Origin of the sequence: Vibrio barjaei (assembly GCF_001639065.2) — a bacterium.
In the GTDB taxonomy this organism is placed as follows: Bacteria; Pseudomonadota; Gammaproteobacteria; order Enterobacterales; family Vibrionaceae; genus Vibrio; species Vibrio barjaei.
On record NZ_LQXO02000053.1, the window covers coordinates 177,046 to 202,104 of the forward strand.

Annotated in this window: 24 protein-coding genes; 11 read left to right on the plus strand and 13 right to left on the minus strand. The window is 42.4% G+C overall.

The features are described 5' to 3' along the window. Nucleotides 1-37: 37 nt before the first annotated feature. From AWH66_RS21380 to AWH66_RS21400, 5 genes are all read left to right on the plus strand, one after another. A complete protein-coding gene (locus AWH66_RS21380; protein WP_063603558.1) occupies nucleotides 38-937 on the plus strand; it encodes a LysR substrate-binding domain-containing protein in 900 nt (299 codons plus the stop codon). 136 nt (nucleotides 938-1,073) lie between these two features. Further along, entirely contained in the window at nucleotides 1,074-2,012 is a 939-nt protein-coding gene (gene ylqF / locus AWH66_RS21385) for a ribosome biogenesis GTPase YlqF (protein WP_062458800.1), read from the plus strand. Between the two features lie 119 nt (nucleotides 2,013-2,131). Beyond that, a complete protein-coding gene (yccS, locus tag AWH66_RS21390) occupies nucleotides 2,132-4,303 on the plus strand; it encodes a YccS family putative transporter (RefSeq protein ID WP_063603557.1) in 2,172 nt (723 codons plus the stop codon). Nucleotides 4,304-4,461: 158 nt separating this feature from the next. After that, nucleotides 4,462-4,674: a hypothetical protein gene (locus AWH66_RS26020; RefSeq protein WP_063603556.1), complete on the plus strand. Its 213-nt coding sequence runs from the start codon at nucleotides 4,462-4,464 to the stop codon at nucleotides 4,672-4,674. A gap of 161 nt (nucleotides 4,675-4,835) precedes the next feature. After that, on the plus strand, nucleotides 4,836-6,095 hold the full coding sequence (locus tag AWH66_RS21400; protein WP_063603555.1) for a hydroxymethylglutaryl-CoA reductase: 1,260 nt from the start codon (nucleotides 4,836-4,838) through the stop codon (nucleotides 6,093-6,095). Nucleotides 6,096-6,144: 49 nt separating this feature from the next. On the opposite strand, the gene luxQ is transcribed toward AWH66_RS21400, so the two are convergent. The 5 genes from luxQ to AWH66_RS21425 form a co-directional block, all read right to left on the minus strand. Then, nucleotides 6,145-8,739 carry a quorum-sensing autoinducer 2 sensor kinase/phosphatase LuxQ gene (gene luxQ, locus AWH66_RS21405; protein WP_063603554.1) on the minus strand — a complete coding sequence of 865 codons (2,595 nt, stop codon included), beginning with the start codon at nucleotides 8,737-8,739 and terminating at the stop codon, nucleotides 6,145-6,147. After that, nucleotides 8,739-9,833: an autoinducer 2-binding periplasmic protein LuxP gene (locus AWH66_RS21410; protein ID WP_063603730.1), complete on the minus strand. Its 1,095-nt coding sequence runs from the start codon at nucleotides 9,831-9,833 to the stop codon at nucleotides 8,739-8,741. Before AWH66_RS21410 ends, luxQ begins: the two co-directional genes overlap by 1 nt. A gap of 84 nt (nucleotides 9,834-9,917) precedes the next feature. After that, the gene (locus AWH66_RS21415; RefSeq protein WP_063603553.1) at nucleotides 9,918-10,202 is read right to left on the minus strand and encodes a GIY-YIG nuclease family protein; all 285 of its coding nucleotides are present in this window, start codon (nucleotides 10,200-10,202) and stop codon (nucleotides 9,918-9,920) included. 60 nt (nucleotides 10,203-10,262) lie between these two features. Continuing rightward, nucleotides 10,263-10,922: a YceH family protein gene (locus AWH66_RS21420; RefSeq protein ID WP_063603552.1), complete on the minus strand. Its 660-nt coding sequence runs from the start codon at nucleotides 10,920-10,922 to the stop codon at nucleotides 10,263-10,265. Nucleotides 10,923-10,972: 50 nt separating this feature from the next. Further along, on the minus strand, nucleotides 10,973-11,212 hold the full coding sequence (locus tag AWH66_RS21425) for a hypothetical protein (protein WP_083400101.1): 240 nt from the start codon (nucleotides 11,210-11,212) through the stop codon (nucleotides 10,973-10,975). Between the two features lie 166 nt (nucleotides 11,213-11,378). On the opposite strand from AWH66_RS21425, the gene AWH66_RS21430 reads away from it, so the two are divergent. Both AWH66_RS21430 and AWH66_RS21435 read left to right on the plus strand, forming a co-directional pair. Next, nucleotides 11,379-11,696, plus strand: a complete 318-nt coding sequence (locus AWH66_RS21430; protein ID WP_006072802.1) for a DUF496 family protein — start codon at nucleotides 11,379-11,381, stop codon at nucleotides 11,694-11,696. Between the two features lie 274 nt (nucleotides 11,697-11,970). Further along, on the plus strand, nucleotides 11,971-12,216 hold the full coding sequence (locus tag AWH66_RS21435; RefSeq protein WP_063603550.1) for a YgjV family protein: 246 nt from the start codon (nucleotides 11,971-11,973) through the stop codon (nucleotides 12,214-12,216). Between the two features lie 271 nt (nucleotides 12,217-12,487). Here AWH66_RS21435 and AWH66_RS21440 read toward each other — a convergent pair whose 3' ends face one another. Together AWH66_RS21440 and AWH66_RS21445 are read right to left on the minus strand one after the other, a co-directional pair. Next, the gene (locus tag AWH66_RS21440) at nucleotides 12,488-13,066 is read right to left on the minus strand and encodes an SOS response-associated peptidase family protein (RefSeq protein WP_063603549.1); all 579 of its coding nucleotides are present in this window, start codon (nucleotides 13,064-13,066) and stop codon (nucleotides 12,488-12,490) included. A gap of 405 nt (nucleotides 13,067-13,471) precedes the next feature. Beyond that, entirely contained in the window at nucleotides 13,472-15,181 is a 1,710-nt protein-coding gene (locus AWH66_RS21445) for a bifunctional metallophosphatase/5'-nucleotidase (RefSeq protein WP_063603548.1), read from the minus strand. Between the two features lie 241 nt (nucleotides 15,182-15,422). Between AWH66_RS21445 and AWH66_RS21450 the strand changes: the two genes are divergently transcribed. After that, a complete protein-coding gene (locus tag AWH66_RS21450) occupies nucleotides 15,423-17,057 on the plus strand; it encodes an ATP-dependent endonuclease (protein WP_063603547.1) in 1,635 nt (544 codons plus the stop codon). 49 nt (nucleotides 17,058-17,106) lie between these two features. Here AWH66_RS21450 and AWH66_RS21455 read toward each other — a convergent pair whose 3' ends face one another. Then, nucleotides 17,107-17,586: a DUF1097 domain-containing protein gene (locus AWH66_RS21455; RefSeq protein WP_063603546.1), complete on the minus strand. Its 480-nt coding sequence runs from the start codon at nucleotides 17,584-17,586 to the stop codon at nucleotides 17,107-17,109. A 126-nt stretch (nucleotides 17,587-17,712) separates the two neighbouring features. Further along, nucleotides 17,713-18,618, minus strand: a complete 906-nt coding sequence (locus AWH66_RS21460; RefSeq protein WP_063603545.1) for a LysR substrate-binding domain-containing protein — start codon at nucleotides 18,616-18,618, stop codon at nucleotides 17,713-17,715. 373 nt (nucleotides 18,619-18,991) lie between these two features. Here AWH66_RS21460 and focA point away from each other — a divergent pair, with 373 nt between their 5' ends. After that, complete coding sequence (gene focA, locus AWH66_RS21465) at nucleotides 18,992-20,440, plus strand: formate transporter FocA (RefSeq protein WP_063603544.1); 1,449 nt, start codon at nucleotides 18,992-18,994, stop codon at nucleotides 20,438-20,440. A 99-nt stretch (nucleotides 20,441-20,539) separates the two neighbouring features. Here the strand turns inward: focA and AWH66_RS21470 are convergent, their stop codons facing one another. From AWH66_RS21470 to AWH66_RS21485, 4 genes are all read right to left on the minus strand, one after another. Further along, nucleotides 20,540-21,613, minus strand: coding sequence for a YadA C-terminal domain-containing protein (locus AWH66_RS21470; RefSeq protein WP_063603543.1), 1,074 nt, complete (start codon nucleotides 21,611-21,613; stop codon nucleotides 20,540-20,542). A 368-nt stretch (nucleotides 21,614-21,981) separates the two neighbouring features. Beyond that, nucleotides 21,982-22,551, minus strand: coding sequence for a YceI family protein (locus AWH66_RS21475; RefSeq protein WP_063603542.1), 570 nt, complete (start codon nucleotides 22,549-22,551; stop codon nucleotides 21,982-21,984). Next, a complete protein-coding gene (locus AWH66_RS21480; RefSeq protein ID WP_063603541.1) occupies nucleotides 22,548-23,090 on the minus strand; it encodes a cytochrome b in 543 nt (180 codons plus the stop codon). Before AWH66_RS21480 ends, AWH66_RS21475 begins: the two co-directional genes overlap by 4 nt. Before the next feature lie 160 nt (nucleotides 23,091-23,250). Next, nucleotides 23,251-23,487 (minus strand): DUF2164 domain-containing protein, encoded by a 237-nt coding sequence (locus AWH66_RS21485; protein ID WP_063603540.1) that lies wholly within the window; start codon nucleotides 23,485-23,487, stop codon nucleotides 23,251-23,253. 193 nt (nucleotides 23,488-23,680) lie between these two features. On the opposite strand from AWH66_RS21485, the gene AWH66_RS21490 reads away from it, so the two are divergent. Both AWH66_RS21490 and AWH66_RS21495 read left to right on the plus strand, forming a co-directional pair. After that, complete coding sequence (locus tag AWH66_RS21490; RefSeq protein WP_063603539.1) at nucleotides 23,681-24,325, plus strand: helix-turn-helix domain-containing protein; 645 nt, start codon at nucleotides 23,681-23,683, stop codon at nucleotides 24,323-24,325. Between the two features lie 34 nt (nucleotides 24,326-24,359). Further along, nucleotides 24,360-24,992: a hypothetical protein gene (locus AWH66_RS21495; protein ID WP_063603538.1), complete on the plus strand. Its 633-nt coding sequence runs from the start codon at nucleotides 24,360-24,362 to the stop codon at nucleotides 24,990-24,992. Nucleotides 24,993-25,059 lie beyond the last annotated feature (67 nt).

The window sequence follows — 25,059 nt, forward strand, 5'->3', positions numbered from 1 at the left end:
TAATGATTATGTAAGTTTTACTTACATAGAGTGATAAATGAAAAAATACATCGCACTCAAGTCTATCTATACATTCGTAGCCGTAGCAGAAACAGGCAGCATGTCCGAAGCGGCACAAAAGCTATTCGTAAGTCACTCCGCTGTAAGCCAGTCCATTAAATCCTTAGAAGATCAACTCGATACTAAGCTGTTTCATCGAATAGGACGGCGCATAGAGTTAAATCGACAAGGCCGCCTTTACTATAAAAAAGTTGCACCGGCTCTTGAGCAAATTATTGCAGCTAATGAAGCATTACTTAACAAAACGGTGACAAATCGGCTTACTGTAAATATGGTTAACTCATTGGCACTTCATTGGTGGATCCCGAGAGTAACCAATCTCCAACATTTTGCTCCGAATCTGGATATCCGTATTTCGAATTTAATTGGCAGTTTTAACCTTGAGCGAGAAGGCGTCGATATCGCATTGATTCACGGTAAAACAGACGAATGGCAAGATTACTATTGTGAAAAGCTGGGGGACGATGAACTGGTGTTGGTGTGCAGCCCTAACCTACTCGATCAACATACAGTTATATCACTCGACGCTGCGCTGGTGGATTATCCTAGTATTTTGGTTACTAACGATAGACGGAAACACGATTGGGATACATGGTGTAAAGCCAATGCTTTAACACTCCCTAGATACCATAATCACCTGATTTTTAATGCTTCTGTACAGGCTATTCATGCCGCAATCAGAGGCTTAGGCATACTGGTCACTCACCGTTTGTTTATTAAAGATGAAGTGGAACAAGGACTGCTGGTAGAGCTTGGCTCGCCCATCCCAAATCCGTATCAAGCGTTCTATTTTGCGTGTTCTCCAAAGAGCTTGAAATACGAAAGTGTTATTACCCTCAGGCGATGGCTACGTACCGAGTTCGGCCAAAAAGAGTAGACGATAAAGGCGTTTTCTCCACCTACTATTCAAGAACATCACGACAAAAACTTCGCTCACCACTTGAATGCAGGGCTTTACTATCTCGTTGAACCTCCTACAATGTGCACAAATTTCAAAATATAGGTTTTCACTCATGTCTATCCAATGGTTTCCAGGCCACATGCACAAGGCTCGCAAAGAAATCGAAGAAGTCATCCCACAAATAGATGTCATTATTGAAGTGCTTGACGCACGTATTCCATTTAGTAGTGAAAACCCTATGATTTCTCAACTCCGTGGCGACAAACCTGTCGTCAAAGTGTTGAACAAACGTGATCTGGCGGATCCAGAAAAGACGGAACTTTGGATCGAACACCTAGAGAAAGAGCAAGGTGTTAAGGCAATGGCCATCACCACATCTAATACTCAAGAAGTGCACAAAATTCTTGAGCTTTGTCGAAAGCTCGCGCCACACCGCGAAGAGATTGGCAAAAACATTCGCACGATGATAATGGGAATCCCAAATGTTGGTAAGTCAACTATCATTAACACCCTTGCAGGTAGAACCATCGCTGTGACCGGCAATCAACCAGCGGTTACTCGTCGTCAACAACGAATTAACTTGCAAAACGGTATCGTTCTTTCTGATACTCCGGGGATTTTGTGGCCAAAAGTAGAAAACCCTCATAGTGGTTTTAGATTAGCAGCTACTGGCGCAGTAAAAGATACCGCTATCGAGTACGATGAAGTTGCTTTCTATACCGTTGAATATATGGCTGCGCAGTATCCAGAACGTCTGAAAGAACGTTATCAGATCGACGAAGAACTTCCTGAATCTGATTTAGAACTTATGGAGCTAATTGGTCGTAAACGCGGTGCTTTGCAATCTGGTGGTCGTGTCAATCTTCATAAAGCCTCTGAAATACTACTTCACGAATTGCGGAACGGTACTTTAGGTCAGGTCACTCTTGAGTTGCCTGAAATGATTACAGAAGAGCTCGTTCAAGTTGAAATAGAAGCTACACGAAAAGCAGAAGAGAAAGCAAAACGTAAAGAAGAGCGCCGTAAACGTTATCTAAAGAACAAACGTTAATCCCTCACCTCTTGCGATTAGGAAGAACGAATGTCGCTCGTTCTTCCTAGAAAACAGTCATTTATAAGACACAGTAGTTTCTGCTAGAATAACGGTTTTATCAGATACAGCATTCTATTGTGAGCATTCTTGGTCAACTTCGCCTTCAATGGGCCAATAAAACGTTTAACTACAGTGTGTTAATGCTCATAGCGCTATTAGGCGTTGTGATCCCAGCTTGGTATTTCGAGCAACACACATGGGTTACACCATTAATTCTCGGCGTCATCGCCGCTGCGCTAGCCGAAACTGACGACAATTTCTTCGGGCGCATTAAAGCCATCACCCTTACTCTCATTTGCTTTGCCATTGCCGCATTTTCTATTGAAATTCTATTTAACATACCTTGGCTGTTTGCGATTGGACTTTTTTGTTCAACGTTCCTGTTCATTATTCTCGGTGCCATCGGTCCTCGCTACTCTAGTATTGCATTTGGCTCATTACTAATCGCCATTTACACCATGCTCGGAGCGCATGAGAGCACGAACATCTGGTTCCAGCCGTTGTTACTACTAGGTGGTGCGAGTTGGTATTACTTAGTTTCTATTATTTGGAATAGTTTCTGGCCAATGCAACCGGTTCAGCAAAGTCTCTCTAACGTGTTTAAAGAGTTGAGTTTGTATCTAGATGCTAAAAGAAACTTATTCCACCCTACGCTAAACCTAATTCCACAGCCTCATCGCTTAAAAGAAGCCAGTCTTAATGCATGTACTGTCTTTGCGCTCAATGCTTGCAAATCGACGTTATTGAACCGCTCTCGACGAGGTCACGTCGATGGACCAAGTGATCGCTTTTTGCAGGTTTATTTTATCGCGCAAGATATTCATGAGCGCGTAAGTTCAAGTCACTATCGTTATCAAGAATTAGCAACTCAATTTTCACATTCTGATGTCCTGTTTCGTTTTAAGCATGTTTTGGAAATGCAGGCAAAAGCCTGTAAAGAGATCGCCTTTGCGCTTAAGTTGGGGAAAAAGTACTCTCACAGCAACGACTCCATTAAAGCGTTAGTCGAATTACAAGATTCAATTGAGTATCTAGAGCGACAAAACAACCCCGAATGGTCACCTTTGTTAGTTCAGCTAAATTATCTGTTTAATAACTTGGCTACCGTAGAAAAGCTACTTAGTAACGTCAGTAATCCCGATAGTAATATTTTGGAAGACGGGATACTGGACGACACTAACCCACACACGTTTACGGCGATGTGGAATCGAATCAAGGCAAGTATGTCGAAAGAGTCGATACTTTTTCGGCATGCCGTTCGCTTATCAGTAGCTCTGACTATTGGCTATGGCATCATTCAGGGCTTCGAACTCGATCGAGGGTATTGGATCTTGCTGACAACACTCTTCGTCTGTCAACCAAACTACAGCGCGACACGTCAAAAGCTCTCAGCGCGAATTGCAGGTACCCTAGTCGGGTTATTTGTTGGCGTCCCTTTACTTACTCTGTTCCCTTCTCCAGAGAGCCAATTGTTCCTGATTGTTCTTTCTGGTGTCATGTTCTTTGCATTTAGAATCAACAATTACGGATACGCTACCGGCTTTATTACCGTACTTGTACTGCTGTGTTTTCACCAGCTTGGTGAAGGTTATGCCGTAGTATTGCCACGGCTGATGGACACACTTATCGGCTGTGCTCTAGCAGTAAGTGCCGTCTACTTTATTCTCCCGGATTGGGAATCGAAACGTATGCATAAGATCATGGCGAATTCGCTGAGGACAAATCGAAAGTATCTAATGCAGATCATCGGCCAATATCGTCTGGGTAAAAAAGACGATTTGAATTATCGCATCGCAAGGCGCGATGCTCATAATGCCGATGCTAATCTTTCTACCGCGATTTCAAATATGTTGGCGGAGCCAGGGCGTTATCAAGTAGACACAGATAAGAGCTTCCGCTTCTTAACGCTAAGCCATGCGCTTCTCAGTTATGTGTCTGCTTTGGGCGCGCATAGGCAACGACTCGAAGATGAGTCAATTCACCTTCTCGTCCTAGAGGCACATAGAACCATAAACCATCATATTGAGTTATTGGAAAATCAACTTGAAGGAACGGGGGATGAAAATAACGTTACTACCGTTGATCAGTTTGATATACACCGCAGGTTGATAGAGTGGCGCGATGAAGATGATCGTTCGGCTCGCATGGTCTTGCAGCAATTACACTTAATCTATCGAATGTTGCCCGAGTTCCATACGTTAACTGACACCCTGACCCAACCACACGGTGAAAGCAGCAAACAAGTTTAGGTCTCACCACTCCCTACCCATTCAGGTTGCTTTGAATAATTGTAGGTAAAGCAACCTGACTATTCTTACAGTTCAATTAACTGTTCCTTACAATACTCGGACAAATTCTCATCAGTTCAACGATAGATTAAACATCAACGCCATATTACGATGTGAAGATGAACGGAACTCAAACTGCTTTACTCAACAATCTAAATAAAGGTCATAAAATGTCGACGCAACAGTTTGAACAGTTAAGAGAACAACTTAAATTACTATCTCCTCAGCAATTGAAAGCATTACACGGTGAAATTTCTAACCAACTTTCCCCAAGTGCTGCGAGCCTACTTAGTGACGAAGAAATGAGCGCTCTGACGCAACTATTCCAGTAAATACCAATCGCTGTATTGTTTCAAAGTATTGCATTTTCTCTCAGTAAGCCATTGGATACACGTGGCAAAGTAATAAGATGTCACATAACCGCACTGGAACTCCTTGTATCTGAGTGTTAGGTGGGTAGAATCCCCTTCCAAACTGTTTTACTAAGACCCTCATGCCAAAAGTTAACCTTCATAAACGTGATTACCTCACTAGCATTGATAAAGATCTCACTTTAACTGAGTTCGATGCCAAGTTATCGCCTAAGCAGCATACACCTTCACGAAAAGTGAATCGCAGCCCTTATCTAACTGCTCGTAATGTTGATTACCGTTGGGGAATTCTTGATAACTCAGAAGCTAAGTCACAATTACTCGATCCTCATACCAAATCGCAAATGGATAGTTACTCGAAAAATATCGAGTTTTTCATAGGCACCCTAAAAATGCCTATTGGTACGGCGGGTCCTCTACGGGTCAATGGTTTATTTGCACAGGGTGACTTTCAAGTCCCATTAGCAACAACAGAGGCCGCTCTCGTCGCCTCTTACAACCGTGGCGCCAACCTTATTACTGCATGCGGTGGTGCTAGCGCTATGTTACTTAATGAGGGCGTAACGCGCACACCTGGTTTCGCCTTTAAGTCGTTAATTGAAGCTGGAAAATTCGTTGCTTGGTTAGTGACGCAGTTTGACCATTTTAAACAATTGGCTGAATCAACCACTTCACATGGCAAATTAAGCGATATCAACGTTAATATCGAAGGTAATCATGTTTATCTGGTATTTGAATATTTGACAGGAGATGCTTCGGGTCAAAACATGGTGACCATCGCTACCAACGTTGTATTTGATTACATCATGACGCATACCCCTGTCGAGCCTGACTATGCGTTTCTCGACGGTAACTTATCCGGTGATAAAAAAGCCAACTCTCAAACTCTACGTAGCGTTAGAGGCAAGAAAGTCACCGCAGAAGTTCTGATTCCAGCAAGGTTAGTCGAAAAATACCTACACACCACGCCAAAGAAAATGGCTCAGTTTGGGCAGATGACCACAGTTGGCGGAGCGCTCAGTGGTACTATCGGTATCAACGCACATTACGCTAATGCGTTAGCAGCACTCTATATCGCTTGTGGGCAAGATGCTGCTTGCGTGGCAGAATCGGCTATTGGTATGACGCGTATGGAAGTCACTGATGCAGGTGAGTTGTATGCAAGTGTCACCCTACCAAACTTAATGGTAGGTACTGTTGGAGGCGGCACAGGCTTACCAAGTCAAAAAGCCTGCTTAGACTTGTTAGGTTTGCATGGAACCGGTAACTCCCAAGCCTTGGCAGAAGTAGCTGCAAGCCTTTGTTTAGCCGGTGAGCTTTCGATTGTTGGTGCATTTTGTGCGGGACACTTCTCAAATGCCCATCACAAGCTAGCTCGTTAGTTCAATCAAACGATTAAAAGCAGGGAAGCGAATTTCGCTTCCCTTTTTATTACTTCTCGGCAGCCTGTTTTGGTTCCAGCTGATAGTGATACTTTTTGAAATGTCGAAGTGCTTCGTACAAAGATTTCTCTTTAATCGGTTTCACAATGACAAAATCTGCCCCAGCTGCGAAGAAGGCTTGTCGGGTTGAATCTAAATTATCCGCGGTACAAGCATAGATAGGTACTTTTTGATTTATCGTATTCCGAATTCGCTTAGTCACTTCAATACCAGAGACAGAAGGCAACTGGTTGTCCATTAAAATCAACTCAAATGACATCGTATTTAGAATCTCTAGCGCTTCCTGTCCATCCTTAGCCCAAATCACATTCATACCGTACTTTTCACAGAAGGCTTTGGCAATAAAGGCGTTGGTATGATTGTCTTCTACCAGCAACACATTCACTACTTCAGAAAACAAATTAAAGTCGATAACTGTTTCTTCAACACTTTGCTCTGCTTGACCTATTGCCGTTTCTACGGGTAGCCTAACTTCGAATCTAGTTCCGCGACCTACCTCACTACTGACTTGGATTTGGCCATCAAAAATAGTCACTAGGTTTTTAACAATTGCTAACCCAAGACCACTGCCGCCATACTCACGTGTCAACGTTGCTTCTGATTGAACAAATGGGTCAAAGATCTGCTGAATTTGATCGCTTAGGATACCAATACCAGTGTCTTCGACATGGATGGTTAACCAATTTGTATTGCTCGATTCGGTTGTTTTAAGCGCAAAGCTCACCTTCACGAAACCTTTATGGGTAAACTTAATCGCGTTACTAACCAGATTAAACAAAATCTGATTCAATCGGACTTGGTCTGTGTTTAACGCTGTATTTGCACTCAAACTATTTTGGATAACGAGCTCGATATTCTTATGATCGCAAAGTGGCTTATAAATCCCCTCAATCGCAGTAATCACTTCTTTGAACTTGAAGTTGTGCTTTTCAAGTTTAAAGCTACCATTTTCAATTTTAGAGAAATCTAAAATATCGTTTAGTACTGCCAGTAGGTGTTCGCCACTGTTACAAAGCACTTCAATTTGCTCTTGATATTGACCATCATTACCACCCTGCTTAAGGAGCTGCGAAATACCTAAGATTCCGTTTAATGGCGTGCGAATTTCATGACTCATTTTCGCTAAAAAGTCAGTCCTGGCCTTAGCTGACCACTCTGCCTCTTTACGGGCTTTAATACTTTGCTTTTCAGCCTCTACCAGTTTGGTAATGTCTTGCCCTTGTGAAAGTACCAAAGTACTGTCATCTCTAGTCTGAATTGCTGATAGACTCCATCGATATACTTTTTCTCCAATAGGGACATCAATACCTGTTAATGTTGCCCCCATACTCGCCTTCATAACGAGTGGCGTCATTTCGTTTACAAATGAAACAAAGCTCTCGCTATTTGACTGATTCAATTCTTCAAACAGCTCTAATGATTTTTTCGCGGCTGGGTTAATTTGTAGAATCGTGGCTTTCTCGGTCCAGACAATGATTGGAGATAAAGAAAAATTGAATAGATCTTGGAACAGTTTTTCTTGTTCTGACAAGCGTTCAAATGTATTGCTTAGTGTGTTACCGATATGATTGAACTCATGGATGCTTGAACCTGCAAACCTCTGAACCCGCTCTTTGTCTACAGCAACTTTGGTGTAAACCATTAGCTCAGACAACTCTTGAGTTACCTTTCTATTTAGCCAACGCCTAGTTAAAAAAGATATGGCAGTTATGACGACAAGCGAAAGAAAAATCCAGAACAAATAGCTATTACGAAGCGCTAGAACACTAGGGTTTCGCTGCACTGAAAAGATGGTCAAGACGTCTTGTTTCGTTCCTACCGTTAAATTTGTTTCAGTGATCAATAATCTATTTAAATCTGTTTCTCCGCTATAAATCAAATCAGAAATTGACTTAAGGGTGTAATTGTCATCAGGTGAAATAGTCGAAGCAATAAATTTATTACCAAAACGCAGAATAACATCGTCGCTATTGCTGCCACGTAACAAGCTAGCTAACAAACCAGCATTGTCATCAAGCACAACACCAACAAATAGGAAACCAAGGACTTCCCCGGACTCACTTTGGATGATTGGCGTACGTCGAATCAAAGTATGTTTTAGTCCTAACTGGGAATCAGTGACCAATGCGTTCCAATTGCTATGGATGTCCACTTTATGAAACAACTCAGTTAAACTTGAGGACTCTAAACCATAGAAAAGAGCATTGCCGTCATCCCAAATTACATCACTTAAATGACTGATAAATCGAAAGTCTGGTGAATGGATTGGCTCAAGGTTGTCTTCTCGGAGAAAAAAATAGTCTAGCGAGCGAGAATCATGATTGTTAAAAAAACTCTCAACCGTATCACTTTTAGCATTACTGTCTTGCAAAATTTGTAACGAAGCAAGGCGATATTCGAAGAAGTTATGTATTAAGCTACTCGTTTGGCGAGAGGTCCGTTGCACTTCTTCTTGCACAATATCTCGGCTTAAATGCCAACTTTGAATCAACACTCCGATAGTAAAGATCGTCACTACCCATACAACAGTACGGGTAATAAGTGTAGCGAGTGTCTTATGTCTATTGAAGTTCGTTAGTGGCATCAGCTTTTATCAGAATATCTAAATGCTTTCTTTTTCAACTCATCGATCCTTGATTGCGAATCTTTACTGGTAACTAGTTCAAAATCACCGGAATAAACCGTTGGTACGGGCTTTCCTTCAAGATCCCACTTAATTGCTTCCGCCATAGCAACACCAGTGTCGTCGTTCATTCTCATAACGGTGACATCAAGCTTCTTATTAGCGATTGCATCCAGTTCGGCAGACCCTCCTCCCCAGCCATTAATAACGATATCATTGCGTTTAATTTGCTCTAGAGCATCAACCGCACCTAAAGCTACATCCGTCGAGCAAGCATAAATAAAGCTAATGTCTGGGTTCTGTTGCAAGCTACTCAATGCCGCCTTGTAGCCACTCTCTTTGTTCGCTTTTGTGTAATAGGATGAAGCAAGTTGATAGTTACCTGAGTCTTCCATGTCTTGGATAAATGTACCACCACGTGCATCACTAACGTAACCTTCTGAAAAATACAAGACAGAGTAGGAATGGTTATTTTCAAAGCGCTGTTTAAAGTAATCCGAGAGTAGATGACTGCCAATCACGTGGTCAAAACCAACATAAAGAAACGGAGGGTTTTCATCCCATGCCCTCACTGGAGTCGTTATATTCTGTAAGATGAGTTTGGTGTCAGTAGAATGAATAACGTGCTCAATGAACTTACGATGACGTGTCGTATCTAGTGTAAAAATCAAATAACCAGATTTGTTTTTCACCGCTTCCATCAGCGAAACACTTTGCTGCCGTAAATCTATATTAGGTCGAGTAAAAACTTGGTTTAGCTCATAGTTAATACCAAGTTCTTCCATACGTGTCTCGAACGCTTTGATGTTTCTTACCCAATAATCAGACACCTGTTGACCGGGGTAAACCACCGATATTGTCACGGGTTTATTCTGCTCGACAGAGAGTGGTGATGGCTGTCGCCTAACGACCTCGGAAAGCTCATTGGTAAGTTGTTCTTGAACAGGATGGGCACGGAGATATTCTTGATAATCCCAATAACCCGGCAATATATCACTCGCTACCGACTGAGCGGAGAATGGAATGAGCATGGAAGCGAGCAAAGTTGAGTAGATTCTATTCATGTGTTGCTTATCACTATTCTGTTATAGAACAAGTGTATACAACATCGATGTCTTCAGCCAGTTATCTTGCTACTGTTATTTTCGCTCGAAACGGACAGCCTGCTTTACTAGACGTTCTTTCTGCGCTTTTTTGAGCTTCTTGATAGCTATTTCTGTTTTTAGAGCTTCACTTTTGTTTATTTCAGATTGACTCCACACCAGTTGCAAGGGCCCTTTACCACGTAACGCTTTTGCTCCCTTGCCTTCTTGATGTTGTTTAAAGCGTCGTTGCAAATCATTAGTAATCCCGCAATACAATGCCGATTGAGACGTTCTAATAAGGTAAACAAACCAGAGTGGCTCTTCGTTTTCAACTTCCATGACTTAATTTCAAAATACGCTAAAAAACAAGGGTAGCGATGATTGCTACCCTTTCTCGCATTACATAAGTGAATTGACTAGCTCTTTTAGCTCACTAAGCTCAGATTTTAAAGATTCAACGTCTTGCTCTAGAGCTTCGATACGTTCGGACGTCGGAGTGGAGACAGAAATAGGCCCCGCAGATTGCTGCGCAAACTCCTCAATGTCGATTTCGCCACTAAATAGGTGCATGTATCGAGACTCACGTTTGCCGGCCTCTCTTGGGAGTTTTACGACAAGAGCTCCACCTTCGCGACTGCTCATCGCATCTAAAACAACTTCGACCTCTTTAACATCCGTGAACTCGCATAAACGGTTGGTTCTGGTACGCAATTCACCCGGAGTTTGAGCGCCTCTCAACAACAAGCAACAAACAACACCTTTTTCCTGTTCGCTGAGTTTTAAGTCACCAAATTCTGTGTTGCAGAACCTATGTTGAAATTTCGACACTCGGCTATTAAAGCTACTTTCGTCACTCACTAAGCGACGAGAAATCAGTGCTTGAGTAGCATCTTGAACTTCAGCTTCTGACAAGGATAACACTGGGTCACGATTGCTTTTTTGATTACATGCTGTTGTTAGACTATTCAACGTAAGGGGATAGTGATCGGGCGTTGTCACTTCTTTTTCGATAAGGCATCCGATAACACGAGCCTCGACCAAGGAAAGTTCTATATTCATTGTTATATCCTTTTATTCGCTTTAAACCTTACAGAAGTAAGCATACGTACCTAGTGTTCAGAAAGAAACGGAACCCTAATAAAATTGCCATCTTGGTCGACCATCACAACCTTACTACGGTTGAGCTCAACTTCTGTCACTTCCAGTCGAGAGCGCTCGTTGATATAAGCCCCCTTCAGTTTCTTTGACGGCGAAACTTGAGGTTCCTCTTGATTGACCACTATGTCACTTTTGAATTCAGGAAGTGTTTTTGAGTGAGGTAACATGGTTTTCTTTAAATTGGCAAACATTGGGTTCGGAAATCATAGCGCTAAGTGAGCTATTAACTCAATTGTTTCTTTCTTGAGTGATGACATTATGAGCAATAGACCGTCAGTATTGATCTAAGGGCTGTTATAACGAGTTTTGTTATGCTTTAATCAAGCTAGATTTTGACAATAATTTAGGAAAGGACTTATGAGTAGCGTATTCGAGATCGTTGCACAAGCACGTCGTAAGAACAAACTAAAACGCGAGCTTCTAGATAACGAGAAAAAAGTTCGTGATAACCGTAAACGTGTAGACTTGCTAGAAAACTTGATGGACTACATCAAGCCTGAAATGACTCACGATGAAATCGTCACCATCATAAAAAACATGAAAGCAGACTACGAAGACCGTGTTGATGACCACATCATCAAGAGCGCTGAGATTTCAAAAGCTCGTCGTGATATCAGCCGTCGCATTCGCGAACTGACTGAAGAAGACAAGCAAATGGTTCAAGGTAAGAAGTAATCGCCTAACCGGATTTATAAGCCCGCTTTTAAAGCGGGCTTTTTTTAACATTTTACTCAACAAAAAGCGTTCTTCGTAACTAAGGTCAGCCGAAAAAACGTTTGCGTAATCGCTAACCCTCTCCGAACACAAAAGTGAGGCTTCCATCACAGAACTCTGGCTGATATAGTGCACCCGAATTAGCAACACCGTTCGAGGCAAGGAGCTTCCTCGTAAATCTCATGATGAGAAGAATAGGTACCAGACTCACTGGCAAGATTTAGAGGAGCACATTATGGACATTAATATGGTTGAGTTATTGGGTTATGCAGCATCAATTATGGTGGCTATCTCATTAACGATGAAGGATATCGTAAAGCTACGAGTGTTGAACTTTATCGGCTGTGCATTATTTACAGCTTACGGACTGGCTATTGATTCCATGCCAGTTGTTATCACTAACGGCTTTATTGCTTGCGTCAATGTTTACTTCCTAATCAAGATGCAACAAGAAAAACGCATTGTAAGCTCTAACGCTTAGTGCAAACAGAATTCGAAAAAAGCCTCACTAGATGAGGCTTTTTTTATACGTAATGGTTTCTTGCTTAGAGTCCAAACCAACGGCTGAACCACGTTATTTCACCGTAAGCGACCAGATCAAAAATTGTCAAAAACACAGCAGTAATAAGCGCTAATTTCACCAGTTTATAAGCGATGAGCATCATACCAAGTTTACCCTTTGTATTTGAAAGTCCGAGAGATTTTACTTCCTTCTCTATGAATCACAAGTGATGTTGTTTTCACTTCGCCTTTTATGCCTCTTGGCAAGTCCAAGCATCACGTATTAATCCACTTTTCAACAAAGCTTCCGCCTCGCGAGCATTGGAATTAAGCCAATCTGAAACCGATTCAACCGCAAGTAACGCTGGCATACGGTGATGATGGCGTAGATACCTCTGTGTTGGAGTGGTTGTGAGTGTAATAACCCTCTTCGACTCCGGATAACCAATAGCTGCCATATACAAAGGCGAATTATCTGCAGCATAAAATGAACACTTGGTTTTGTTTTCAGTGGAAGAGGTTCCTTGACTCCACTCATACCAACCAGAAAATGGTACAACGACCCTATGTAGAGCAAAAGCTTGTTGGAAAGTCTGTTTAATAGATACCGTTTCGGCTTGAGCATTAATAATCAACTTACTACTCCAGCTTGTTCTGAGTCCCCAGCATAGTGGAAACTGAAACAAGTCTCTTTCGGGAGACGCAACAATGCATTGAAGCTGTTCGCTCGGCCGAATGTCTAGATTCGACTTGGCGTAAAAAGGAATGCCAAGTTGACGTGAGACAAGTTGGCTAAATGGATCATCGATAATGTTAAGTCGACCGCACATAGTAAAACTAAACCAGTTTTTTTGGATAATTATAGAGGATCACGTGCGATTTCTCTTGACGACGCAAGCCTTGGCTCTTAGTTTTGTTTACGGAACGCCTTTGCTTGCGCGTCTGGAACGGCCGAGATTAAGCAGTCCTCGGCCAACCCCTTTCTTATCTGCATCTAAGAAGAAAAATATAAAAAAAGAAGCCAGCTCATTTGAGCTGGCTAAAGTGCAGTGTGGGCTAAATTGCCCCTCCCGGTATAAAGTAGACTAGTAGCGACCATGCGCCTATCCAACTCAGTACCACAAGCGTATCAATCCAATCTCTGTTCCACATGGTTCCTCCAGTGAATGTGGCGCAATCTGTTTCGATAGACTGCAACCGTCAAGATCAGTTCAATAAAAGCAATTTACGTTCCATTATTTTGGAACCGAGTCTTTGTTTTCTCGGTTTACTCTATTCACAACATACGGTCTATCCGATAAAAGCTTTATAAAACAATCAGCCATCGACCAATTTGTGACCGTACCTGTTCCCTCCATATTTAATATGGCGTCGTAGCCTTCTTTTCCTTTCATGGTATAAGCACTTGAACTGCCAGTATATAATTTGTTCAAGTCAATTGGATGATTAGCAATCTTAATATCTGTAACTCGAGCACCTTTAGGTTTGTCTTTGTCATAATGAAACTCAAGTTGCGACGTATACGGATAACTGCCTGAGCCCGTTCCAACAACACCATTACCTATGGCGTTGTCTATTGCACCTTCGATGATAAGTGGAATGTACTTCCCTTTTATCTTATAGATGCCTATCGGCACGGCAAAAGGCAATAATTTTCCGGCAATGTCCGCAACCGAAATGGCGCCGCGATTAAGTGAATTACGCACGCCACCAGCATTATGAATAGCAAAGTCAACCTGATTACCGAGCGCTTTCATGGTGTGTAAGAATGACGCAGCAACGAGAGGGGCAATCTCACTACCGCCCTGCTCGTCTGGGAGCCTAATATGTCGAAGAGTATGATTCAGAGTCGTTACTTTTTGCTCTTGCAATGCCTTTACTCTAGGACGGTACTTATCGTTCATTATCTGTTTGATTGACGGATGTTTACGACAAACTTGGACGTTCGGATGCGATTGAACTCTATCTCTGATCGCTTCATAAGGAATGGATGATACCTCACCGTCTACATCCATAAACACTCGACGTCCAACTAACAGTTCGTTTTTGCCTTTAAAGCTCACTACTGAGCCGTCACTAGCAAACTCAATTTCACAATGGCCCATCATCATCGCATGGTAACCCGCTTGAACCACATATGTGCCATTCACATTAACGCCATAGTGGTCTCTGGAAGCCAATCCTAGTTGAGAAAAGTCACCCTGTAACACATGACTATGTCCGCCGATAATAAGCCCAACACCTTCCAATTGGCCCGCTATTTCAAGGTCGGTATCATAGCCCATATGGCTTAAGATAATGATTTTATTGATGCCACTTTGTTTAATTGCGTCGATAGTCGCTCGCGCAACCTCTAGCGAAGACTCAAAGCTTGTATCACAGTCCGGGTTCGCGATGTCAGCCATTTTGTCGATAGACAAACCAAAGATGGCCACTTGTTCGTTCCCAACACTCTTCACTATCCATTGTGCAGTTTTTTGCTCCACATCATATTGGTATAGATTCGGATGCCCATTCAGCGGAAACTCTTTGTCACCCTCTCTAGAGAGGTTCCAGTTACCCGCCAATAACGGAAACTCTATTTCTCTAATGAACTTCCCGACAGGTTCATTACCCATATCGAGTTCATGATTACCCAGTGCCATCGCATCTGGTCTAAGTTCATTGAGTAATTCAGCGTTAGCTTCGCCCTTAAATAAAGAGAAGTACAGCGTCCCTTGAAAACAATCACCTGCATGTAGCAGCAAGAATGCCTCATCATCCGCCTGTGCTCTCAGTTGTTCAACTCGAGTTGCAATGCGTGCAAAGCCGCCAGCGCTAACAAATGGTTGGTAGACAGTTTCGTTATGGACGATGGTTAATGGAAGTGACGTTGGTTCAAAGTAAGAGTGAGTATCATTGATATGAGCAATCGTTAGTTTGAGAGGTTTATTGTTTTTCTTCATAGCGTTTCTCTGTTATCTCCCCTCTGATGTTAGACCGCTTTATGTGACATTCCAATGAAGTTCTTGAAATGCAGAGCACATTATACAGGTCTGTGTTTGATATACATCACATAAATTCTCTAGGGATATTTGAAATTAATATGAGCTTGATTACAGCTCATTCTCGAAAACCCTCTTATAATTGATTGAGATAGTTAGTATTTTCGCTTCTACATACTGACTACAACTTAAGGAGAATTGGATGAAGTTAGAACGCATTGATATATCCGGTTTTCGCGGCATTAAGCGCCTCTCTCTCGCGCTCAATGACCTAACCACGTTGATTGGTGAAAATACATGGGGTAAGTCTTCTTTACTTGATGCCTTGTGTGTTGTACTTCCCGCTGACGGCGAACTATATCAGTTCGAAATGAAAGATTTTCACGTAGATTACGCCGCTTCACATCCCCAAACGAGGCACCTACAGATTATTCTCTCCTTTGTAGCCACTGAAAGAAATGAAACTCACTCAGGCCGCTATCGCAAGCTTAAACCAGTCTGGCAGCAAGACAGTAATGGAGTAGAACGTTTCTATTATCGAATCAGCGCTACATTAGAAGGCTATGATGTCACTCAGCACTATGCCTTTCTTGATTTAAATGGCTCTCCGCTACGGTTACACCATTCAGAGAAATTAGCGCAAGAGTTGATGACACTTCACCCTGTCATACGGCTTAGAGACTCCCGTAGATTCTACCATCATGAGATTGCTACTAATGGTCATAACTCACGCTCTGAGAAGCGAATCAATAACACAGTGCGTCGATTAATGGCGATACCTGGTCATGTGAATAAAGGAGAAATGAAAAGTAGCCTCAACTCGATGAAGGTGCTGGTAGAGCACTATTTCTCATTTAAAAGCCATTCACGCGGGCTTTCTAAAAATGGCAATCGCGATGGCGTATTCTTCTCGCGACCTTCGAATGAGCAAAATCTCTCCCAAGTCATCGATGAAACCAAGAACCATCAAACGCGGTTGCTTCTATTAGGGTTGCTCAATGCTTATTTACAGGCAAAAGGTCCAAATGAACTCAGACGTTGCGCACGTCCAATACTCATCATTGAAGATCCTGAAGGTCGTTTACACCCGACTCACCTCTCCCGCGCTTGGAGCTTATTGCAAATGCTTCCAATGCAAAAGATCCTTACTACGAACAGTAGTGACTTACTCGGTGCAGTACCACTGGAATCGATCCGTCGACTCGTCAGACAGTCTGATAAGACGGTTACGACAAGTATCTCTCCTAACAACCTAACTAAAGATGACTTAAGACGCGTCGGTTTTCATATCCGATTTCACCGTTCACGCGCACTATTTGCCCGTTGTTGGTTACTGGTTGAAGGCGAGACCGAGGTATGGCTGTTCAATGAACTCGCTAATCTTTCGGGCTATAACCTATCCGCAGAAGGGGTTCAAATCATCGAATTTGCACAATCAGGTCTGAAGTCTTTGATCAAAGTTGCCCAAGCATTTGGTATTGACTGGCATGTTGTTACGGACGGTGATGCTGCTGGGAAGAAATACGCAACTACTGTTATCCATCAATTACATGGCGACCATCCGCGCCATCATTTAACCGAATTACCCGATAGAGATATTGAGCATTATCTGTATACACATGGCTTTGAAGATTTCTTTAGGGATCTCATCAAAATTCCTCATGATCACCCAATCCCACCGAAAAAGGTAGTCACTCGCGTACTCAAAAAGTTTGCAAAACCCGACCTCGCACTGGCGATTGTCGCAGAATGTGAGGAAAGAGGACCGGACAGCATCCCTTTATTGATAAGGTGGATCTTGAAACGAGTTGTAACTATGGCGAATGGTAACACTTAGCGAAAAGCCTGATATCAATTGTTTTGATAGCAGGCTTTAACTATGAAATTCAGTCTTTTGCTAGCTCTTGAGTCGTTTTAACGGAAAGCTGTTGATGTAACCAAAGTCCACTGGCTTTCATTGAATAGCCAAACAATCCACCCAGCACTAAAGACGGTACAACGATTTGCCAGTCACCATTGGCAGCAAAAGTTGCGCAAGCACCAATAAACGTACCTGGAATGTAACCTAACCAATCACGTTTTGCTTGAAAACACATAAAGAATGAAACTAAAGCCGTCATTAAATAGCCAACGATCTCTAGATTGACCAGTGAAGAGCCATGAATGATCACTAAAGCCCAAATAACACCAGACATATTGGTTAGTACGCTTTGTGCTAAACCTTTTACGCCATCTTTCGGTGATGCAAAGTAACTAGTACACCCTAGGAACCCCGCCCACGATAACAAACCTAATGACATCGCCGTCCATCCCCAGATGCCAGAGAGAATACCTGTGGTAATTGAAATAGCGATTAGTGGACTCATAAAGGGTTAACCTAGCAAAATGATTGATTATGCTAGGTTAACAAATACACTGGATATTGACGTGATTACGATCACGTTAATATTATTTGAATTACATCGTGTACATTATATGTGTGATACATATCACTATAAAACTGAAGGGCGACCTTTCATCATTCGTAGCCCCTCTCTCTTTGCGCATTCAGCTAAAGGGTTCTCGGCCATATCAGCACGCCAGATGAATGACAGTGTACGTTCCATTTCTAGTTCGGGAACGTTCAACGCAACCAATTGACCAGCTTCAATAAAACGCTCTACATCAAGATATGGTAAGCAAGTTAGGTATTGGCTATTCGCGACCATACTACGAAGTACAGGAACGTGCTCGTACTCACGCCAGACATCTAAGTCCGCAATGAGATGGTGGATGGAGCTATCGAAGATTTTACGTGTACCGGAACCATGTTCGCGCAATACCCAACGCGCTTGCTCTAGTTGAGCGAGACTTACTCTATCTCTTCTTGCAAAAGGGTGATGGGCAGATGCCACTACAGTCAGGTGGTCTCGACACCAAACTTCTTGATGAACTCTATTATCGTCGCAGCGACCTTCAATAATGCCAAGGTCGTATTTGTAATCCAAAACACCTTCGATAACTGAGTCTGTGCTCTGTACACCCAACGTAATTCTCATCTCAGGGAAATCGTTGTCGATGGCACTGATAAGATCAGGGACTAAGTGTTCTGCAGGTGTTTGACTAGCACCAAGCTTTAATTCGCCACTCAATAGATGCTGTTCGTAAAACCCCATCTCAATTTGCTGGGCGTCTTGTAACAAGCGTTTCGCTTTTGGACGCAACCAAACTCCCCAATGGGACAACGCCATCTGCTTACCCTGACGTTCAAATAAAGGGCGGCCAAGCATTTTCTCTAATTGCGCCAACGACATGCTAGTGGCTGATTGGGTTAAAGACAGCTTTTCAGCAGCTTGGCTGACACTTCCTGTATCGGCTACTGCATCAAATACTGCTAACTGCTTTAATGAATATCGCATCTGCTTTCCTTCCACTACTAAATCCAAATTGAATGCCGCAATCAATTCTCAGGCGTCGACTGGACATCATCAGTTTCCCTTATGCTGCCCGCCAGGTGGATTTTTGTGATTATTATTTCACCACCAAGAATCTTCTAAACCTGTCAATCTCTCACTTAAAAACAGTACGTTATGGACAACAACCCTTATTCTACCTTGTGCAGATAAGTTATCAATATTTCTGATATAGATTTTAAAAATTATCAATTTTACCACTAGGTACTCTACCCCTTAATCTAGATTCGAACACGGCAAGGTGCCTTGTTCTCGCACTTTGATTAAGGAGTTATGAAATGCGCGAAACATCCAATACGACAAGAGTAAGGAGTCATTAATGGCATCAGCTAGCTCCGACAATCATCTGCTCTTTTCGCCACTTGAAATGATGGCAGAAGCTGAAAAGTTTGCCTTAAGTAAAGCGAAGAAAACCAGTGGGATGACGATGAGTCTGGCCATCATGGCCGGGGCCTTCATTGGGCTTGCATTCCTTTTCTACATCACAGTTACGACTGGAAGTGCAGATGCAGGATGGGGACTAAGCCGATTAGCGGGTGGACTCGCATTCAGTATGGGCCTGATTTTAATTGTTATTTGCGGTGGTGAGCTATTTACCAGCTCTGTTCTCTCCAGCATCTCGTGGGCAAATAAACAAATCAGTTTCAGAAAAATGCTGTCAATTTGGGGAAAGGTCTATGTCGGCAACTTTATCGGCGCAATGTTTTTGCTGTTGATTGTGTCAGCAGCCGGACTTTACCAAATGGACAACGGTCAATGGGGCCTTAACGCACTGAATATCGCTCAACATAAGCTTCATCATACGTGGGTACAAGCTTTTGCATTAGGTGTGCTTTGTAACCTACTTGTTTGCTTGGCGATATGGCTAACCTTTAGCTCAGCGAACGCTATGACGAAAGCTGCAATGACCGTCTTACCTGTCGCTATGTTCGTTAGCAGCGGTTTTGAACACTGCGTAGCAAACATGTTTATGGTGCCACTTGGAATCGTTATTCAGAACTTTGCGGGCAGCGAGTTTTGGGCGGCAACGGGTACAACCGCTGCACAGTTTAGCGACTTAACCCCAATGCACTTTCTCACTAATAACCTAATACCAGTCACGCTAGGTAACATCATCGGTGGCGCGGTTTTGGTAGGGCTTGCCAATTGGAGCATCTACCGAAGACCACAACTAAAAGCAGCAAATGTCACTGCAATCACAACAACTACTGCGCTAACGTCAGTAAAGGAGACACAAATGAACAACAACATTATCGTAAAAGACATCATGAACACTCAACCGGTAACGCTTAGTGTTGAAATGCCTACTGCTGTTGCACTTGATACGCTTTTAGACCACAACTTAACAAGTGCACCAGTCACCGATATTGAAGGACGTTTGGTAGGCTTCTTCTCTGTCCACGACGTTATGGTAGACCTTTGGTGCCAAGACTACATCCCAGAGCAAGGTCAGAAAGTGGTGGATTTAATGAGTCGTGATGTCGTTGCCATCAATGCTACCGAAAAATTGGTAGATGTGGCTGAGTTTCTTTGCATCGACAAAGAGCAGCTATATCCGGTGAGCTCTATGGGCATCGCTACGAGTTTCTCTACTCTATCACTAGAAGAACGCGCTAAAGCGATGAAGGTCAGTAAGCCACATGTACTACCGGTTCTTGAAAATGGTGTCTTAGTAGGTGTGCTGTCTAGAGCAGAAGTTATGAAAGCAGTTCGCCCAATCTATGGTGAACGCCTGAATATTGTTGAACGTGAGCTTGAAACCGCATAGTTCGACACAAAAGTTTTTGGCTAGGAAATAAGTCGTTTGGCCGAAAAAAGCCCCGGTGTAAAAACCGGGGCAATCTTATTCGTAAAGACTTAGTTATTATTATTTGAAACGGTACTGAACTCCTGCGCCAGCAGATACTTGTGAATTAGAGCGCTTACCCGCTGTTTCGTAGTTCACAGTCATTGATGAAGACCAGTTTGCGTTAAATTGATATGCACCACCTAGAGCAAGAGCTTGTTTAGAACCCGCTGCACCAATACCTACACCCATCGCAAATTCACCAGAATCTTGAACCATTGGACGTGCGTTAGTAACTGCGTGAGACGTTGCAACAACACCATCCATGCGGTCTTCGAGGTCTAGCATTTTGTTACCCATTTTTGCCATATCAGCTTCTAAAGAGTCAATGCGTTTCGTGTTTGCAGCAATCTTGTTGTCTAGAGTGCTATATGCTGCAGTAGCTTCGGTATATGCTCCAGCAGCGATTTTTTCTAGTTCTCGTGCTGCCGCTGTCGCGTCTTCAACTTTCACATGAAGATCTGGCAGTGGTGCTGGAACTGGTGCATCTTCAGTATCAACTTTTACTTTTGAAGCTGTTTCATCATACTTTTTGATTGATGCTGTGTGTTTCTTTCCATCAATGTATGAAGTGATTTCGACTTCTCCATCTTTGTTAGTTACCGTTCCGACAACTTCTCCCTCACCGTATTTAGTAATGATTTGACCTGTTTCGTCGATTACTAGTTCGTTCTCATCAAAAAAGTTTTCAAGGTCCCGATTTTCAACAATTTGATACTCATTACTAGGGTCATCGATAATCACGTTATTTTCAGGAACGACGATAAAAGACTCACTGCCACCGACGGAATCGCTATAGTCAATTTTGCTGCTGTTAATGTCGATCGCTACTGTCTCACCGGTGGACTCGTCTGTAACTGTGTAAGTTTTGCCGTCAGTCTTGCCAACTTTTACAAACTCTTTTACTTCACCGTTATGGTCATAAACCTTAGAATAAATATCGCCGCTTTTATCTACAGATAGGTTGTGCTGTTCAACAATATAATTGACCGTTGCTTCTGCGTCTTTCATGTCTATTACTTTTGGCGCTTGCTCAGCTATAACTGGTGCTGCGAATAAAGTAGTCAGTGAAAGTGCGATTATCGTCTTTTTCATTTTTATAACTCTTTGTATCAATAAGGAAAATAGGATTTATTATTTGGCGACTATCCCTTCGCCCTATCGAAACATCAGCCACTCACCGTAGACCAATCATTTCGCCAATTACCGAGCCGTTCCGTTGGTAACTGGTGTGCTCATTGCTGAGAACGAGGCGAATGTTAGATACAAAGATTTTTCTAATGTAGTTGAAGAAAATTAGTTATTTATAGAAAGCAGTTAACGAAATATTAGTAAATGATTCGCAACTTAAGAGAAAAGGAAATCTGACGATAGTTATCAGTATTTTTGAATTAGTTTGGTTCACAAAAAAGCCCCTTAGAAAGGGGCTTAAAAAATCAAATTAGCATACTGATAAGAAATGGTTATTTCTTCACGCCTTCTACGTGAAGTTCCATGTCAACATAGCTTGAATCGCCCATAACTGGAATCTTGAAGTCAGCCAGTTCTAAACGTGTAGTACCATTAAAGCCTGCACGCTCGCCACCCCATGGGTCTTGTCCTGCTCCGATAAACTCTGCTTCAATCGTGATTGGTTGTGTTACACCGTGAAGTGTTAGGTCACCCATCACGTCAAGTTTGCCGTCACCTTTGTCTTTTACACCAGTACTTTTGAACGTTGCTTCAGAAAACTTGCTTGCATCGATGAAGTCTGAACTGCGGATGTGCTTGTCACGCTCAGCATGGTTTGAATCTAAGCTTGTCGTATCAACAACGACTTCTACCGCTGCTGCGTCAACGTTTGCAGGATCATAGCTGAACTCGCCTGAAAAGTTGTTGAATCTACCTTTGATAAAACTATACCCAAGGTGACTCACTTTAAAGTTAATAGAGGCGTGTGCACCTTTTGTATCAATTACATAGTCTGCAGCATTTGCACCTAGCGGCAACATCATTGCCACTGCCATTCCTGTAGCGATTAGTGTCTTTTTCATTTCGAAACTCCTAACATTTTTCGAAGGGTATTATCTTTGTTAATAAAGTGATGTTTTAACGCGGCTAGTGCATGTCCAGCGGCGGCAATAATAACGAACCAAGCAGCATAAAAGTGAACTTCGCCCGCTATGTCAGATTGGTTAGCAAACAACTCACCTGCACCAGGTACAGTGAACCAATCAAATACCTCTATGCCCCTACCGTCGGAGGTAGAGATTAAATAGCCACTGACGAATATAACAACCAGTGCTAGATACATCAGTAAGTGGCCAACTTTTGCACCTAATTGCTCAATAGGATGGCCTTCAATTTTTGGTGTGGCAGTGACACTTATCCAAAGAAGACGAAAAACCGTCAAACCAGCTAAAAGAATACCTATCGACTTATGCCAATGAGGAGCTGTTTTGTACCACTCGCTGTAGTAGGTTAAGTCAACCATCCATAAACCAACGGCAAACATTCCTATAATCACAATCGCAGAAAGCCAATGCAGTGCTCTCGCCATAGGGTTATAGTTTTTTACTTCGTTTCCAGTCATTACCAATTCCGTTACTTGATATTGCATCTCATTTAGTATCTTAACAACCATACAACCTTTGAGATACAGTATTTACCTAAATTGACACTTTAACGATAATCACTCTTTGATAATGTTATTCAGTTTTTTCGAACAAGATATTTATTTATCAATTAGTCACTTAGCTATCTTCTGGCATTTCTATCTCATATAACTCATCACTAATGTCCATGACTTTCCGTTCAAGTACCTGTTTAGCATCATCTAACCCTTTGTTAAAGAAGGCGGGACCTAGTTTTTTGATCAGGAAATCTAGTAAAAACTCAGCGTCGAACTGCCCTAACTCATAGTCGAGCTCATCACTAAAATAGGTTTGTAAATCACTAATGAGCTCTGCTCTTTTCTTGGTTTCAAACATGTTATTCCTAATTATTTGTTACAATTAAAGGGTTAACTATAACACTGCTCGAGCTAAGGCAAGTATTACGCAGTGGATCTCAATCCCATTGTCACAATTTTCCACGCAAGTCTCATAATCTTTGATTATTTCCCTTATAAGTTTCATTTTTGAAACCCATAAACTATCATAAAGACAATTTTATGGAGGAACCATGACCGACGGATATCAAGAACGCATTTCTACACTGTTAAAAGAAAAAAACATTACCAATAACGAGTTGGCCGAAGCGATCGGAAAAGGTAAAGCCACGATAGGACGTTACCTCACGAAAGGCCCAACACGTACTTATCCGTCCATTGAAGATCTTTCATTAATCGCTGAATATTTTAAAGTGCAAGCCCATTGGCTTTGCTTTGGTGTAGGCGACAAACATACAGACGCTGAAGATATTACCCATGCAGCAAACCAAAGTGCGGTCACTGTTGCTGTGTATAATCGTACAGAGGTCAATGCATTATTAAGCGGCGACACGCCTCCTTCAGTAGGCTCTATACCTGTTCCCCCTGAGTACAAAGAATGTTTTGGCGTAATGTACCCAGTTACTGGGTCCGTGTCCTATAAATGGGATTGTATCGCGCTCGTTAATCCTAATAAGGCTTGGGTTAACGATGACATCGTATTAGCAAGACTTCCAGGCAACCCTTACCCGGATTTTTTCACTCTTGTTAAAGTTGGTACGATCATCCACGTCTGGTATGGCGACGACACAACCAAGAATGCAATTCATCAAGTCAGTGATAATGATATAGACGTGTTAGGTGTCGTGCGTTGGGGCACTTGGGAAAAACGAATCTAATAACGACTCCGTTTCAAGGAAGAAGGATTTTTCATTGTTGCAAGATATCGTAGTGCATAGTATTCGCAACTTTCAAGCAGACTGCCAAAAGCTCTGCCACCAACACTACCCTGCCGTCCATAATGGTGGAATGACCGAACATCACCTCGGACTCGCGTTTGCCAGACGACTTTCCGCGAGCTTTATAAGTTTGGGCCATGAGGCAACACTGGCACCTTTAGATTCCAAAAGCGATTCGGCAAGTTCATGTAATTATCGGGTTAGTTCTCCTTTGGGGACTATTTGGATAATCACCCATCATTTCATTAATGCTAACTCTGCAAGTAAAGAGCGCCTATTTACTCACCTCCAACAATGGCAAGCCGAGAATCATTACGCTATTCAATCCAAGGATATTTTGGTTGTTGTCGCTGACCATTGGATCAATCGATGTGCTCAGAGCCGAGGACTTATCCATTGGTGGCAAAATACACTTCCACCAGATCTCGACTGTTATGTCCGCCAAGGAGTTAAATTGATTGAGGCAGATCATTCACTTAGTGGTTCACTTCGAAATCGACTTGCGATGACACCTAGCTATATTAACTTCACTCACCCGTTAAAACGGACAGCTAATCAAGATCCAGTATTAAAGTACGTTCAGCTTTTCGCAATTATTCATCCCTAGCGGCTTTGTTTTTCACGATAGTTGTCATCAAACTTTAACTACAATTTCTCATAGTGGTTCCGTTACT